Source organism: Melissococcus plutonius ATCC 35311, from assembly GCF_000270185.1.
In the GTDB taxonomy this organism is placed as follows: domain Bacteria; phylum Bacillota; class Bacilli; order Lactobacillales; family Enterococcaceae; genus Melissococcus; species Melissococcus plutonius.
The window spans coordinates 131,068-147,704 of record NC_015517.1 but is presented as its reverse complement, the minus strand read 5'-3'; the positions used below and the strand labels follow the sequence as shown (position 1 = coordinate 147,704).

The following is a 16,637-nucleotide window of genomic DNA, read 5'->3' as shown; positions in this document are numbered from 1 at the left end:
CATGTTTAAGTCAGGCATACCGCAATCAATTATAGCTATTTTAGATCATAGAGAAGAACGAGCAAAAAGACAAGAAAAGTTATTAAACACCTATCCAAATACTTGCTTAATTACTGCTACTTTAAATATTCCAGGACCTATAAAGAATAATCAAGAGATTCATCAGTTAATGCTTTTAGGCAGTGAAAAAGTAACCAACGATTTAACCATACATGATTGGCAGATTCTCCATGCTGAAGAACATAGTTTACCTGTAGGAAACGAAGTATTTTGGGTTATTAATACAAAAGAGTATAAAAAAATTAAACAACTATTAATTAATATAGAAGAAAATTTTTTTCTAGGTAGATTATTTGATCTAGATATTCAATATTTAGATCAAGGAATTCCTAAATTAATAGATAGAAAAGAACTAAACTACGCACCTAGATCTTGCTTAATTTGTAATCAAATAGCAAAAGTATGTGCACGAAGCCAAGCACATTCTGTAGATGAACTGCAACAAGTAATTGAAAAACAATATCAACAATTTCTACAAGAAGGGAAAAATCATGCTGACATATGAAAAACAAATCATTATTCAATCTGCTCAGAAAGCACTTTTATATGAAGTCAGTTGTTTTCCAAAACCTGGATTGGTTGATCCAATTGATCCAGGTTCACATCAAGATATGGACCTATATACCTTTATTGATAGTAGTGTTGTTCTAAACACCTTTTTTGAAAGGTTCCTGATTTTAGGTGAGGAAACTAAAATGGAAGAACCAACAATTGTTTTTATGAAAAGTAGAGCTTTAGGAATAGCAGCAGAGAATGAAATGTTAACAGCAACCCATCAAGTTAATACCCATAAAGGCGCTATTTTTACCTTAGGAATTTTTTTAATCGCTTGTGGCCGACTAGAAATTTGGCAGAATACTGTTTCATTGATCCAATTACAAACGGTTATTCGACAGTTAACAAAAAAATTAAGCGAAGATTTTGATAATTTACATAGGAAAGAAACAAAAAGTCTAACTTGGGGAGAAAAGCTTTATCTTGAAACAGGTAGTCTAGGGATACGAGGAGAAGCTATGGATGGGTATCCTGGTATAATAAACAAGGGATTACCCTTTTATCATCAACATACAGGTACAAAACAAGTCAAATTATTAGATACATTGTTATTTCTATTGTTAACGATTGAGGATACAAATTTATTAAAAAGAAGTAAGAATATGGCAATTTACTCAGAAATTCAACCCTTGATTACAAGGTATTTTGATTTAGGCGGAGTTGGTACATCTGAGGGTAAAATATACCTAGACCTGTTAAATAGATTGTTTAAAAAGAATAATTGGAGTATTGGTGGCAGTGCAGATGCCCTAATACTCACCATTTTTCTTGATTTATTGATTGAAAGAAATTATATTACGATGTAAAAATTTTAAATAAATAGGCAGTTCGTTCAAAATAAGCTGTAGGAACGAGCTGCCTATTCTACAAAATAAGCTATTATTTTTGTTCGTTTCTAATAAAGATAATACTAATTTTTTTAGGTAAATTAGTATTATCTTTATTATTTTGTTATTAAAAATATATCTAAATTACTTTTAATTGTATTCTTATTTTATAAATCAGAAATAATCAAGTAAATTAACCATCATTAAGATTATTAGATTTATTCAGCTATATAGCAAATTTATATGAAAAAATAAAAATAAATTTTGATAACATCTTAAAATATAATAATTTTTAATTACCTTGTTATTAAAAAAATTGTTTTTTAATTGGTTAATTTTATTTCTCATTCTTTAAAACAATACTTTGGTAAAGCCAGACAGTTAAGATAAAATAAAGGAAATAAAGAATAAAGAAAATTGAAAATGGTAGCCAAATTCCTTGATAAGGATTTAAAAGCGAGTTAAATAATTGTAAACCAAATAATACATGAATGACGCCTAAGCTACCGGGAGCTAAGAATAATACGGCAATTTCTTTGGTGATGGATTGTTTCAATAAATATTGACGTGCACCGATCTTTTTCAACATATTATAGCGAATAATATCACTTGTTGCACCAGATAAAATTTTAAACATTAGACAACTCGCCAACATTGTTAAAAAAGCAATACCTAGGAAAAAACCCATGAATATAAATCCACTATATAAGCCTTTCATGGTATCATATACTTCAATTTTTTGTTCTGTAGGCATATTATTCATTTGATCATAAGATAAGTTTAATTGTTTATTTTGAGTGGCGAGTTTTCTAATTTTAGTTGTTTTTTCTTCAAAATTTTTGACTTGAATTACTTGTAACTTTGATATTTTGAAAGGTAATTGATTAAAGCTTGATTGTGAAACCAGTTTGATTTGCTTTTCTTTTTGATTTGGTAATTCTAGATCTTTCAGAAATTGTTGATTTTTTATCTTTTTAATTCCCTGACTTGCTAGAGCTATTTTTTTCACTTTTTTGTTATCTTCTCTATTGTTAACTAATAATGGATGTCTATCAAATTCCTCATTGATATAATATATACAATCTTTATTTTCTTTTTGTGAATAGGTAACATTTAAAGTTAGTTTCAAATCATTTACATTTGTTTGATTCATTTTTTGGGAATTATTTAGAATCAAATCATACCTTGATGTACCTTCTGAACTTTCTAGACTTAAATGATTGAAGCTGAGTCCCACTGTTAATGCACCCAATGATAAAGCTAATAGAATTGTAACCATAGAAAGCATCTGGGTGTATTCACGAATTCTAAAACTCAATTGAGATAAAGTAAAATTGGTTAATTGTTTTAAAGAAATTGAATCCATTTTTTTCAACCAAGTTAAAAGGAATATAAGAACTGAATTAAAAATCAGATAGGTTCCTACCATGGTTGCTATAAGTGAAATGAGAATACCTAATTGTTTAAAACGATAAATATCGGTTGTAATATAGTAACCAATAGCTATCAATCCAATACCCAAAATAGCTTTTAGCAATAAAAATTTCTTATTGAAAGTTAAACGGTTTGGTGTAGCATTTATTCGTAATAAAGTTAGAATAGGTTTTTTAGCAATTGAAAGAGCATTAAGAATTGCAGCAAGTAAAAATAAAATCATAAAGAAAACCAACGTAATCAATAAACCATGAAGATTGAAGGCAGAAAAATGAGATAGTGTAAGGCCTAATTGATTTGTTAATAGTTTGCTAACAAGTTGAGTCAAGCTAACACCAATGACCGATCCTAATAATGTCGCTATTAAACCAATCATAAATGTTTCAATAAAAATCATTTGTGCAATCTTACGAACTTTTGCACCTAACATGAGAAATAAAGCATAATCTTTTTGTCGAATGGTCATTAAGAATGAATTCGCATAGAGAATATAGAAAAAGGTAACAATAGACAATAAACTTGAACCAAATTGAAAAATCTGAACTGTAGCTGATATGGGTGAATTTGATTCCAGAAAGTCTTTATTTGTTGCAATTGCTTCAAACATATAAAAAATTGCCGAAGCAATCACCAAACCAAAAAATAAAATTATGTAATCGCGTAAACGACTTTTTATTCCCTTCATTGATAATTTCAATAACAATGTTACTCCTCCTCTCTTATTGTTCTAAAGTTCCTAGAATAGATAAAATCATTTGCTGGAATTTTTGGCGAGATTGTTCACCACGGAAAATTTCTTTATGGATAATGCCATCTTTAATAAATAAGATACGTTGACAATAACTGGCAGAAAATGAATCATGAGTAACCATTAAAATAGAAATTTTATCCTGAGTATTCAATTTATTCATCATATCTAACAAATCTTTAGCACTTTTAGAATCTAATGCACCTGTTGGTTCATCTCCAAGTAGAATTGTTGGCTGTGTAATTAATGCTCTGGCAGAGGCAACACGCTGTTTTTGACCGCCAGAAATTTCGGTAGGATACTTATCTAAGACAGCATTAATTGATAAATGTTGAGCGATTTGTTGAATTCGTTGTTTAATTATTTTGGGTTTTATACCTTGCAAAGATAAAGGAACAGCAATATTTTCAGCTGATGTCATGTTTTCTAATAAATTAAAATCTTGAAAAATAAAACCAACTTCTTTTGCTCGAAAGTCAGCAAGTGTATCTCCTTTTAATTTGGTTACATCAGCCTGATTAATTTTTACTTCACCAGTAGTTGGTTTATCTAATGTTGATAAGATATTTAGTAAGGTAGATTTACCTGAACCGGAAGCTCCCATAATACCGATAAATTCACCTTTTTCTACTGAAAAGGAAATTCCTTTTAATGCCTGTGTTTTTGTTTCATTATTTTTTCCATATGTTTTTTTTAAATTAGTTACTTCAACTATGTTTGTCATTAAGTTTCTCCTATTCTTTTATTAAATTTTTTATTTTTGTATGAAGAAAGCTGATATTTACTTTCTCAAAAATGAATTCATCTATTGTATTGATAGCTAATATTATTTAAAATAAATCATTTTTAACAGTAAAAAATGATTAATATTTTTTAAATTATAAGTTATATTTTTTATATCTACCATATTCTTAACATAAAAAAGCCTTTCAATTTTGTCATCTCATAATAATTGGATTTTTCATTTGTGATCGTAAAAAATTAAATAGTAATAGCATAGAAAAAAGTGAACAAACAACGATTCATGTATTTCTATATTATTTATAAAATATAAATTTATAATTCTTGTTTTGTATAAGCGAAATTAAAAGAGAGATCTAAAGAAGATTATAAAGCAGATCATTGAGGGTCCAGTGGTTCTTTATAATAATTGAGATGGCTATAAGATATGATGCATCTGTAACCAGTAAATTTAGTCTAAGTAGCGATTGATTAGAATGCTGTGTAGTATGAGGAGTGAGTTATAAGTGATCAATAGTAATAAAGTTTTTCTTAGAGGAAGATGATTATCCATTATAATTTTGAAATGACCATATATAGATTGATAAAAATTCTGATGAATGATTATTGGTTTTATTGTTGTATAAAGGAGGGAACGAATTATTAATAAAAAGAGGTAATATAATTGCTGGTAAAAAGTATGGCTTTAACAAAAATGACACAATCTATAAAAATAGTTTAATAGAAATAAATAATAAAAAATATTATCTATTAACAAATTACTTATTAATCAGAGAAAAGTGAAATATAGCTTTTATTACCTACCAAATTAATATTTACCAATAAACCAAATTAGAGTTTATTATCAGTAATAGATTATGCTTTTCGTTTATTCACTATTATTTTAACTAATATTGTTTCTATTCTTATTTGAAGAAAAGTATTAAAAGGCAAAAACTATATTTCATCAATGAGGCAGAAAAAATAATTTTTGTAAAGATCGATTAAGAATTATATTCAAAATATCTAGAAAACTTGATAAATTATATTTCAGTGGAAAGTTATATTTGTCGATAACAAATTCTAGAATATATCTATTCATTTACTTAAAAGAAGTGGATTAAAAAGCGTTGATAGATAGGTTTTAAGAAGAATTAAAATTAATAATATATAGGTTTTTAATGAAAATAGCGATTAACATTTAACTCCTGATTTTGTAAAAAAATTTATATTTTTAATTTATAGAAAATTTTTAAGAATATAATTTATTTCTATTGTGTTTATCAAAATAAAAAGTCACAGATAACACTCGTTATCTGTGACTTTTTATCTAATTTTTAATGAATAGATGGTTGTATTTGATCATGATTTTTATTCATTGTAGAAATTTTTTTATTTCCTTTATACAATTCAATCACAGTCCAAATTAATAAAGCACATACAGCAACAATAATGAAGTAAGCCAGGTTATCTGCAAATGCAATTTGTCCCTTTGTTGCTTGATCTCCAAAGAAATCTTCTAACGCACCAGGCAATCCAGTAAAGTTTAAATAAATTAAACCTAACACTGAAATCCAACCTAAAATACGAACAATAAGAGTATTTTTAAATTTGCCCATTTCTGCTTCACTGTCTGTAAGCATTAATAAGGGAACAATTGAAAAAGGTAAAGCGAAAGCCAAGAATACTTGTGAATTATTCATTAGATTATTGATAGCCTCATGTTCTTGAATTTCAGTTTTACCACTTGTTAGTAAAACACAAACCAAAACTGGAATAACAGCTAGGAGTCGTGTAACTAAACGTCTTAACCATAGCGGCATACGCATATGGATAAATCCTTCCATAACCACCTGTCCTGTTAAGGTTCCAGTAATGGTAGCATTTTGACCAGAAGCTAATAATGCTACAGCAAATAAGGTGGATAAAGCCCCAGATGAAGCTACATTTCCTAGTACATGATTTCCTAGTAAAGCAGGATTGGAAAGAGCGTCATAAAGACCAAAGAATGAAGGATCTTTTACTGCACCTGTTTTGAATACAGCAACACCCATAATTAGTAATAATGCATTAACAAAAAATGCAGCTCCTAATTGGATGTTTGAATCAAGCATAGAAAAACGGACAGTACGTGCGATATCTTCCTCATCTGAATAATCGACCTTTCTAGATTGTGTAATCGCAGAATGCAGATAAAAATTATGTGGCATAACTGTAGCTCCAATAATACCTAGTGTTCCAGCTAATGGTGATTGACCACCAATAACAGGAGAAGAAGCAAATGCTTCCCGTCTAGGAATAAAGCCGCCTAACACGTTCATCCAATTTGGTTGTGACAGAATTACCTGATAACCAAAAACAAATAAAATGACTAGGATTAAACAGACAACTAATGCTTCAATTTTTCTGAAACCGATTTTGGTCAATAAAAGTAATAACAATACATCAAAAACTGTAATGAATGTTGCAATTAATAAGGGGATATGGAATAAAAGATAAAGAGCAATCGCTCCACCGATGACTTCAGCAATATCTGTAGCCATAATGGCTAATTCAGTTAAAATCCATAAAATAACACCTAGCGGTTTACTTGTACGTGCACGAATAGCTTGAGCTAAATCCATTCGTGAAACAATGCCCAACTTAGCAGATAGGTTTTGCAAAAGCATAGCTATCAAGCTAGATAATAAAATAATAGATATCAATAAATATTGAAAATTTTGTCCACCAGTAATGGAAGTAGACCAGTTGCCTGGGTCCATATAACCAACGGCAACCAAAGCACCTGGACCAGAATAAGCAAAGAGAGTTTTCCAAAATCCCATCCCTTTAGGGACTTCAATGGTTCCATTTATTTCTTCCAAAGAAGGACCATTGATGTGATTAATAAATTTATGTTTAGTTTGCTGTGCTTTTTGGTTTGTAGCCAACAGCTGTCACTCCTTTATAGATTGTTATAAATTATTTGTTATGTCTATTACAAAATTATAATACACCTATAATTAGATATGTCAAACAAAAATTTAAGGTAAACCTAAAAATAAGATAAATACTAAGTTAATTAAGTATATTTAGAAATTAAGAAAGATAATTAAATTTTAAAAACATATATTCAAATCAACCTTATTGGATTGCCAGATGAAATTTGTTAATTAACAAGCAAACGTTAATAGGCTAATTAAGATAATCAAACAATGTATTTTGATTCCTTGTTTGAAATATCATTGTTTTTTGCTTGAATGAACCATAAATTTTTACAAAAAGCTATTTATTTAAAATGAAGCTTCAATAAATCCAATAATTTATTTATAAAGGAAAAATTAAAACAATTGTTAAATGATCAAGGTTTATAAATAATTATCGAATATAAAGTAAATAAAATTTAAATATTTACTTTTTAAAATAAAAGAGAACTATTTATATCTTTATTTTTTCAGAATTTACGTTAGAATTATTAGAGTAAAGAATTAAATTGAATTTACAATGCTAGTTTATTCTATTATATTTATCTATTGTATTTTCTAGCTGTAGGTTTAACTGATATTTATTTACATCAAATAAAAAACCTTAAATAAAATTTATTCATAAAAAGCTTCATAAATAATTTGTTTAATAAATATAAAAAATAACAATTAGTATTTATGTTTTCATTATTTTTTAAACAATCAATTATTATAAAAAACTGAAAATTATGACTAATGGAAAGAAGAGAAAACTATTCATGATTCACCATCTTTTTAATACACCTATCAATAAAGAAAAAATCATTCAGAAATTAAGAGTAGTTTCAAGAGAAAAATTACCAGTGATCTTATTTTTTTTCAGTTTATTTTTCTTTATCTCTTATTTTTTTGGACTTTCTTATATTTTCTTTGTTGTTAACTTTACCTTTACATTTAAAATGAATTACCAAAAGCATCTTTCATTTTATTCACTTATTCGGTTAGCTATTACTCTATTTTTTCTAGGAATATGTGGCTTTTTAGCCAGCACACAATTTATTTGGTTAATTATACTGAATTTATTGGTTCCTTTTATTGTTGTAACAACGAGTTCACTATCCAGATTTAATCAATTTGAATATTTTCCTTATTATATGTGTTTTATTCTTTGTGAATTAATGGTAGTACCATCGTTTACTGCTAAGTTAGGTGGTTTTACTTTTGGTTTAGGATTTACTTTATTATGGTTAATTGCTATTCAAAAATGTTTACCAACGAATAAGAAAATGTCACAGATGGACTACCAGCAAGGTTTTCAATTAATCTCAACTATTTTAGAAAAATATAACCAAAAAGAATCTTATACCGTTTTATTGCCACAGTTAGAAATGTTAATGAAAAAACTATATAAGCAAATTCCTTTGGAATTGGATAATAGAGAGATTATCAAAGGTAGAAGAGATTATAATTATGCATTATTGTTTCAACGGGCTGTTTATTTTTTTAAACAACCTAATTCACTTTCCTTTTCAACTAATTTTTCACAGAATTGTCTGCTTTCATGTGCAAAGTATTTCAAATCGTTAAGCCAACTAGATTGGCAATCAAAGGATGAAATGATACAATGTAAAAATGAAGCAGAAGAATTGTCGAATGAATTAAAACGAACAACTGATGAATATTCAAAATTTTTAGAAATTTTAATAACACATGTTTTATTTTTATTTGATCTACCTGAAGACCATAAAGATTCTTCTATGAAGCAATGGTATAAAAGCATTAAACAATTCAGAATAAAAAATAAATTACTTCTTTTGATAAATGAATCTTTTGAACGACGTATGGCTGTTAAATTTAGTATTACATTAATTGTAAGCTTTATTTTTATGTACTTAATAGGACTAGAGAGAACTTACTGGTTACCAATGATGGTACTTTACATTTTAAGACCATCTAATGAGGATAGTATTCGGTTTGCAAAAATTAGATTTTATGGAACACTTATCGGTGGTTGTTTGAGTTTACTTCTTTTAACTATATTTCCTTATCTATGGGTTCATCTTACAATTGCTTGTGTAACAGGTACCTTTGTATTCGTCCTTGTGCCAAGTATCACACAGGTAACTTTATCAACCATTTTTGCGATATCATTATCTACATTAACTATTTCTAATATAGTTGCAACAGAATTACGTATATTTTATGTTTTGATTGCTATTGTGATTGTGCTAATGGTCAATCTTATCTTTTTCCCAATTAATAAAAACTATTTGTTACATTACAATTTAAAACAACTCTTTCGATTACAATCATTATATTTAGAAATTTTTAAAACTTTTTTGGAAGAAAAAGTAGATTATACTCTTATTGTTCATTTACATATTCATTATAATTTAAGTCATGATCAAACGATTGAATTGCTTCAACAAATGAAATTGCCTAAGAAAGAGTTACTCTTTTATGAAAAAACATTAGGAGATTCTTGGTTAATGATTGCCAATATAGAGCAAATGATTCATTTTACTAATATGTATAGTGGATTAGACTTACCAACAAAAAATAGATTGTCCAATAATATTCTTTCTTCAATTTATGTATTAAATATCATAGGAGAGAAACTCGGCTTAAATAAAAACATGGCTACTAAGTTCTGTCAGATACCAACTTCTTTTGAAAGAGAGTTTCCAGGAAATAAAGAATTAACTATTTTTTTCACTCAATATACAAAACTTTTATCACAGTTATACCAAATAACTTGTGCTTATGAGAATAAACTTAGAAGTAAAAAAAGCTTGTTTTACTAATTTTTTTGATAATAGTTTCATAACATTAAGGTAGCCAAATGAATTGATATCGATTCATTTGGCTACCTTAATGTTATGAAAATTATACCTAATCTTTTAATAGTTATTTTGATTTTTGGTTAAAACAACTAATTTATAAATAGATGTTCATTTAAGGAATAATTTTTTTAAATAGAATTTTTTTATTTATATTGATGGTTGAATAGTGCGATGCATGTTTCTATAATATAATCTTAGCAGTATTTAATTGAATTACTAATTGCTTAAAAAAATTAATAGGTAAAAGAAATTAAATGTTAGATTGAAAAAAGACCAAAAAAATTGATAACTATTTGTTAGATGGTGAGTTTAAAGAAAATATTAAAAGATTAAAAAACTATTGTAATATTAAAAAAAAGATTATCATAATGTTTATTAGCTTGATTGATTTTAGTAAATAAATTACATTATGTTTATTTTTTTGATAAAATGTAATAATTTTTTAATATATTTTTAATTTATTTATAATTATTTAATTTGATACATAGTCTTTCTATTTATATATTTTAAGTATTTTTTAAACAAATAACTATAATTTTATTACATTATATCTAATGAAAAATTTTATGTGAATGAATATAATGTAGATGAAGAACAAATTTTATAATAGGAAAATCAGTTAATTTATTTAAAAATTAACTATTTAGATTTTCTAGTTAGTGGGTAATAAAGCCTAGTTAAATTTACAGAAGTGATTTGAAAAATTTCATTTTTTAATACTTAAACTTTCGTATTTTGAACTGAAGTAAATACTATTTCAGAGGAAAGGAGGGAATTATAATTGAAACGAATAAAAAATCTTTTCATTTTTGTTTTCTCTATTTGTATACTACTTGTTTTAACGAATCAGACAGTTAATGGAGAAGAAATAACACAACAAAATGAAATGAATGACAAAAATTATGTTACTTTAAAATCGCCTTATGAAATAAATTTAAATTATCCAGATATCCTGCAATCACACTATTATTTGAATAAACATTTGCAGGAAAGGCCATTTGCGTCTATTGATAATAATGTTGATTATCAGAACAAGATAGGAAACCTGTTAAAACAATTTACGACTGCTTTAAAAATATGGCCAGCGACTGCAAACAATAACACTAAAGTAGTAAATGGAACAAATGAAAATGGTAAGGTAATTTTTACACTCAATGGTAGTGCAGATTTAACGCCCTATTTTGATAAAGAAGATGTTGTAAATCAATACAAGATTTTAGTAAATGGAGGAAATCCCTGGACAGAAGATAAAAAAGGAGAAAAGGTAGACCATAAAAAACTTTCTTTTACTAACAAAGAAATTACTATAGATAATTTAAAACACCCTATTGAAGGTGAAAATGGTGCATTCAGACTTACCCATGATCTAATCGGTAGAGGAAAAGGAGACAAAACTAATAATAATTACCATGCTAAGTGGGATTTTATTAGTATACCTATTGGCCGTATTGAAAAAATAAATATGGGAGCAAAAAATATTGAATTGCAACAAGGAGATAAATGGGATCCAAAACTTGCTTTTCTAGGCGGAACGAATGAAAATGGGCAACCACTTCAATTAACCGAAGTAACAATAGATGATAGTAAAGTGAATACTAATTCACCAGGAAAATATCCTGTAACTTTTTGTTATGTACCTGACATAATCAAACCGAATGGCACAAATAATGAAAAATTAACTAAAACTATCACAGTAACTGTAAAGCCTAAAATAGGGAAGTTAGATGGTACCATGCCTCAAAGTATTGATTTTGGTCAACAAAAAATTAAGGGAACAGCCCAATTACTACATGGCAATCCAGATAGAGATTTGACCATACAAGATACAAGATTTAATAAAAGAAAATGGCAACTAGGATTATCAGTGACAAAATCTTTAGTTAATAAAATAGATCCAAATAGTCAGTTGAACCATATATTTTATAGAAATATAACAGGAGTAGACAAAGAATTATCCAATAATATGTAAATAATTGAAACAGCTATAAATAAAGATGATAATCCTGTAAATATATCACAAAATAAGTGGGGAGAAAAAGGAGGAATTTTTCTTAAAGTAATGCCAGGAGAAGCAATGACTGGCCAATATGAAGGTGAATTTTGTTGGAAACTTGAAGATGTTCCTAATAATTAGGAGATGGATATAGAATGAAGAAAATGATAGCTAAAAGACAGCTTATTTTTATGGTTCTTCTCTTATTAGCATTAATAGTCAACACGTTAAAGTTACAAACTGTCTATGCAGAAGATCATGCACCCTCGGTATCTACAACAAAAAATATTGTTGGTTTTTATGAAGATGAACAGAAATCAAAAAATAATGAAAAAATAACAAAGAAAACAGAGATGAAAACAAGGGAAACTACACTCCCATCTACAGGAGAAAAATCCTACTTTTTATTAACCAAACTAGGATTTTTATATTTAATCCTGATTATTGGTTTATGGTTTTTTCGGAAATGGTTAATCGCTGTATGACTTAAATCATTTATGTTAAATTTTTTATAAATAGTTAATTATTTATATTGATGGTGATAAAATTCTATGCTGGATTATCCTCTTTTTATTATTTTTACAAGAAAGCTTAAAGTGAATAATGTTAACATATTTAATAGATAAATTATTGAATTTTGAAATGAATTAAATCAATTGGAGGGAAACATGATGAAAAACAATTTTAAATTAAATGTATTGATGGCAACCACTTTAATAGGAGCAAGTATCTCTGTCTTACCCTTAGGGACATTTGCTGAGAGTACCGGTGATAAAAACTATACATCAGATGGCAAAGTGGTTTTTGAGCCAGACACAACACCAACGAACCCATTAGAACCGATTAATCCTAACGGAGGAGAACCTATTATACCTGGAGATCAAAAACCTGGTACTAGTGGACCACTTTCTATTGATTATGCTTCAAGTTTGGATTTTGGTACACAGAAAATTTCTTCACAAGATAAAGATTATAAAGCAAAACCAATGACATATAAAGACTCAACAGGGAAAGAAAAAACAGGACCAAATGATGTTCAGATTACTGATAATCGAGGTACAAAAGCTGGTTGGACCTTACAAGTAAAACAAGATGGACAGTTTAAAACAGCAGATAATCAAGAATTGACAGGTGTACAAATTACTTTCAATAATGGTCATGTTATTTCAACTTCTAATGACTTAGCATTAAAGATAAAACCAGAAACAATTGTAATGACACCTGGACAAGCAACACCTGTAATGAGTGCTTCAGCTGGACATGGTGCAGGAACCTATATAATGGCTTGGGGAGATAAAGATACAGCCGACAGTAGTATCCATCTCTCGGTTCCTGGAAAAACAGATAAATATGCTAAAGAATATAAGACTACATTTACATGGACATTAACTGAAACACCAACAAATGATTAAGAAATAAAAAATTCAATTTATTAAGGGAGTAGGATAAAATGAAAAGATATAGTATGCTCCTTGTAATTTTATTAACTTGGCTTTTTTTCCCAGTAGAGAATCAGGCCTCTGAGCTTAATTTTTCAGTCTCTCCTCAAACTTCAAAATATCAGGTAGACGAAAAAGAACATTATTTTGATTTATTGTTAAAACCTAATCAGGAAGAACTTTTAACAGTTCAGTTAACTAACGATACAGATAGAGAGGTATTCTTATCTGTTCAGGTGAATAATACAACAACCAACGATAACGGCGTTGTAGAATATGGAAAAACAAAAATAAAAACAGATGATTCATTGAAATATCAATTAAAAGATTATGTAAATGCTCCAAAGGAAGTTCATCTGAAACCACATAGTAAAATGAATTATCAATTGAAAGTCCATATGCCAGATCAATCTTACTCAGGAGTTATAGCAGGTGGACTTACTTTTAGCGAAAAAGAAAATAATTCATCGGCACAGGATTCAACAAATTCTAATGGATTAGCAATTAAAAATAAGTATGCCTATGTTGTTGCATTATTAATGCGACAGACAAAAGAAAATGGAGAACCTAATTTACATTTAACGCAGGCTAGGTCGAACCAAGTAAATGCACGCAATGTTATTCAAGCTCATTTGCAAAATTCCGCTCCGGTTTATTTAAACCAATTGGCTTGTCGAACAACAGTTATAAAAAAAGCATCCCATCGCACACTTTATACTAATCTCCAAGAGGACATGCAGATGGCGCCTAATACCCATTTTAACTTAACTATTCCACTAAATGGCGATGAATTACAACCAGGCAAATATATAATCAAAGTAGATGCCTATGGAAAAAAAGATCCAAAAGGCAATTATTTATTGAAAAACAACAAAACAAAGGAAGAGACACACTATCGTTATCATTGGAAGTTAAAAAAAGAATTTACAATTGCAAATAATGAAGCAAAAAAATTAAATAAAACAGATGTAACTATTAAGAAAAACTTTTCATGGTTATATACGTTGATTGGTTTATTTATCTTATTAATTGTTTTATTTCTTTTTTGGTTGTTTATTTGGAAAAAACGGAAAAATAAGAAATAAATAGGAAGGAAAATTTTCCTTCCTATTTTTTTATAATTGCAGATAAATTTATGGATGAAACTATTTTTTTGACAGGAATTTGAAAGAATCTATAATCAAAATAAGATGAATATATATAAATTAAAGAATTATTTATATGAATAGTTAGCTTTTATTTTTTATAAAAATGGTTATTCAAGAACAGTAGAATTAAAAAATTAACTATCAATTTATCAAATTTTTAAAAAGAATGGAGATGAAGGAGATATGTCTATTAGACCAGATGCACAAAAAGCAATTCATATAGCGTCAATCGCTGCAGCAGGTGTAACGATAAGTCCAATTCCTTTTGCTGATTCTTTTTTATTAATACCTATTCAAACAACTATGATTATCGCTATTTATAAGGCTTATGACAAAAAGATTTCTAAAGGTTTTTTAACAGGTATTTTACGTTCAACCATGACATCAACTATCGGAAAAACTTTATCTGGAAATATTTTAAAATTTATTCCAGGTGTTGGTTCAATTGTTGGTGGCGTTATTGATACAGGGATAGCTGTTGCATTAACGCAGGCAATTGGAAATGAGCTAGCTAAAGCTTTAGAAGAAGATAAAATTAATGATAATTTTGATATCATTGAAATATTAGGATATATATTTTTGAACTTTAATATAGGTAAAAAGAAAAAATAGGTAAATTAAAATTTATCTTATTATAAACAAAAATAATAGTAATTTTAACAGCATATAATAACAAGAAAATGGAAGAAATAAAACCTACAGGCGGAAAAGAGAAGAAGGGGACCATAAAATTATGGGTAGATGCAGCTGTTATTGACATTTATAAACCTATAGTCAAACAATTTGAAAACGAACATAAAGGGTTGAAGATCATTGTGAAACCCAGTGAGACAGGAAAAGCCCAAGAAAATGTAAAAAAGGATCCAAGTGCTGCAGCCGATGTTTTTATGATGCCTCATGATCAATTAGGCCAATTAGTAGGAGCAGGAACGATTTATCCAAACACAAAATATGCCAATAATGTCAAAAAAAATAACGCAAAAAATCTTGTTGATTCAGCTACGTATAATGGCAAATTATATGGCTATCCTTATGGGATGGAAACACTGATTGCTTATTACAATAAATCTAAATTAACAGCAGAAGAGATGAAAACATGGGAGACAATCACGAAAAATGGAAAACTAGGGACAAATTTTAGTGAAGAGAATGCGAATTATGTCTTTGTGCCTCTATTTATGTCAAATGGTGATGAACTCTATGGAAAAACAGGAGAAAACATAAAAGGAACAAATTTTAATAATGAAAAAGGCGTTCAAGTATTAAATTGGATTTATGATCAAAAAGATAACAAAGGCGTTGTTCAATCCAATGATGATGCCCTATCTAGATTAAGAAATGGAGAAATTGATGCTTTCTTATCAGGTCCATGGTCAAAAAATGATGCTAAAAAAGCATTAGGAAAAAATTTCGCAGTAACATCTTATCCGACAGTCAATTTTGGAAATGGCGAAGCCCAACAAAAAGCCTTTTTAGGAGTAAAATTATTTTGTGTAAATGCATCAACGAAAAATCCATTGGCCTCGATGGCTTTAGCAGATTATCTTACAAAAAAAGAAAATCAGTTAACCGTATTTGAAAAGAATGGGATTGTGCCATCCAATAAAGAAGTATTAGAACAATCAAATGTCCAATCGGATGCAGTTGTCCATGCAGTAATGACAATGAGTAATGAAGAACATTCGGTTACCATGCCAAAACTGCCAGAAATGGTTTCATTTTGGGAACCAGCCGATGCTTTAATTAATGATACGTATAATCATAAAATCTCTAAAAATCAATTTTAATCAAAATTAGATAAACTGGTAAAAGATACGAGTAAATCAAAATAATCAGAAGATAAAACTTCTAAGTAGGAAAGGATATTAGGGCATTCTTTTCCTATTTTTCATTCATTAGTTAAAAATAGGCATAGAAGAGGAAGTGAG

At 28.2% G+C, this 16,637-nt stretch carries 12 protein-coding genes; 9 read left to right on the top strand and 3 right to left on the bottom strand.

Annotation, left to right across the window (positions count from 1 at the left end; all coding sequences use genetic code 11):
* The first annotated feature begins 1 nt into the window (after position 1).
* Complete coding sequence (gene citX, locus MPTP_RS08880) at positions 2 to 565, top strand: citrate lyase holo-[acyl-carrier protein] synthase (RefSeq protein ID WP_013774787.1); 564 nt, start codon at positions 2 to 4, stop codon at positions 563 to 565.
* Positions 552 to 1,421: a triphosphoribosyl-dephospho-CoA synthase CitG gene (citG, locus tag MPTP_RS08875; protein ID WP_013774786.1), complete on the top strand. Its 870-nt coding sequence runs from the start codon at positions 552 to 554 to the stop codon at positions 1,419 to 1,421. Before citX ends, citG begins: the two co-directional genes overlap by 14 nt.
* Before the next feature lie 358 nt (positions 1,422 to 1,779).
* On the opposite strand, the gene MPTP_RS08870 is transcribed toward citG, so the two are convergent.
* The 3 genes from MPTP_RS08870 to MPTP_RS08860 all read right to left on the bottom strand — a co-directional run bounded on the left by MPTP_RS08870 (position 1,780) and on the right by MPTP_RS08860 (position 7,274).
* A complete protein-coding gene (locus tag MPTP_RS08870) occupies positions 1,780 to 3,579 on the bottom strand; it encodes an ABC transporter permease (RefSeq protein WP_013774785.1) in 1,800 nt (599 codons plus the stop codon).
* A 16-nt stretch (positions 3,580 to 3,595) separates the two neighbouring features.
* Complete coding sequence (locus tag MPTP_RS08865; protein ID WP_013774784.1) at positions 3,596 to 4,348, bottom strand: ABC transporter ATP-binding protein; 753 nt, start codon at positions 4,346 to 4,348, stop codon at positions 3,596 to 3,598.
* A gap of 1,333 nt (positions 4,349 to 5,681) precedes the next feature.
* Entirely contained in the window at positions 5,682 to 7,274 is a 1,593-nt protein-coding gene (locus MPTP_RS08860; protein WP_013774782.1) for an Nramp family divalent metal transporter, read from the bottom strand.
* 791 nt (positions 7,275 to 8,065) lie between these two features.
* Here MPTP_RS08860 and MPTP_RS08855 point away from each other — a divergent pair.
* The 7 genes from MPTP_RS08855 to MPTP_RS08825 all read left to right on the top strand — a co-directional run bounded on the left by MPTP_RS08855 (position 8,066) and on the right by MPTP_RS08825 (position 16,496).
* Entirely contained in the window at positions 8,066 to 10,090 is a 2,025-nt protein-coding gene (locus MPTP_RS08855) for an FUSC family protein (RefSeq protein ID WP_013774781.1), read from the top strand.
* An 820-nt stretch (positions 10,091 to 10,910) separates the two neighbouring features.
* Positions 10,911 to 12,098 (top strand): bacterial Ig-like domain-containing protein, encoded by a 1,188-nt coding sequence (locus MPTP_RS08850; RefSeq protein ID WP_013774780.1) that lies wholly within the window; start codon positions 10,911 to 10,913, stop codon positions 12,096 to 12,098.
* Between the two features lie 179 nt (positions 12,099 to 12,277).
* The gene (locus MPTP_RS08845; protein ID WP_013774779.1) at positions 12,278 to 12,607 is read left to right on the top strand and encodes an LPXTG cell wall anchor domain-containing protein; all 330 of its coding nucleotides are present in this window, start codon (positions 12,278 to 12,280) and stop codon (positions 12,605 to 12,607) included.
* Between the two features lie 183 nt (positions 12,608 to 12,790).
* The gene (locus MPTP_RS08840) at positions 12,791 to 13,534 is read left to right on the top strand and encodes a WxL domain-containing protein (RefSeq protein WP_013774778.1); all 744 of its coding nucleotides are present in this window, start codon (positions 12,791 to 12,793) and stop codon (positions 13,532 to 13,534) included.
* 38 nt (positions 13,535 to 13,572) lie between these two features.
* Positions 13,573 to 14,646, top strand: coding sequence for a DUF916 and DUF3324 domain-containing protein (locus MPTP_RS08835; protein ID WP_013774777.1), 1,074 nt, complete (start codon positions 13,573 to 13,575; stop codon positions 14,644 to 14,646).
* A 246-nt stretch (positions 14,647 to 14,892) separates the two neighbouring features.
* On the top strand, positions 14,893 to 15,321 hold the full coding sequence (locus tag MPTP_RS08830) for a DUF697 domain-containing protein (protein ID WP_013774776.1): 429 nt from the start codon (positions 14,893 to 14,895) through the stop codon (positions 15,319 to 15,321).
* Between the two features lie 68 nt (positions 15,322 to 15,389).
* Positions 15,390 to 16,496, top strand: a complete 1,107-nt coding sequence (locus MPTP_RS08825; RefSeq protein ID WP_013774775.1) for an extracellular solute-binding protein — start codon at positions 15,390 to 15,392, stop codon at positions 16,494 to 16,496.
* Positions 16,497 to 16,637: the final 141 nt, after the last annotated feature.